The 336-nt window shown below is 33.3% G+C and carries 1 protein-coding gene; it reads right to left on the reverse strand.

What is annotated here, in order from left to right; translation table 11 throughout:
* Window positions 1-336: hypothetical protein (locus tag CJF42_RS28020; protein ID WP_170940808.1), on the reverse strand; the 336-nt coding region annotated here is incomplete at both ends.

A 336-nucleotide genomic window follows, 5' to 3' on the forward strand; every position in this document is an offset into this window, starting at 1 on the left:
CACTTACCCTGTTTAAATTCAAACAAACCTTCACCGTAACTAGATGCAAATAGGCGGTCTTTAACCATAGCAATATCGCTAATAACAATATCTAGCAAGGCAAATTTCCCTCCTTTATTTTTTTCTATCCAAAGTCCTTTCGCAGTAGCGACATGTAAACTTTTATTGATTTTTCTAATTTGCAAAACTTCACGAGAGGGCAAAGTAGAATTAATTTGAGTGGCACTAATCTGTTTAAAATTGTCATCGAATATCTGAACACCAAATCGGTTATTTGCTAAATATAAGATATTCTCAATTATGCTTGCTGAATTAATATAATCTACTGACAAGCGG

Source organism: Pseudoalteromonas sp. NBT06-2 (assembly GCF_002276045.1).
Lineage (GTDB): Bacteria > Pseudomonadota > Gammaproteobacteria > Enterobacterales > Alteromonadaceae > Pseudoalteromonas.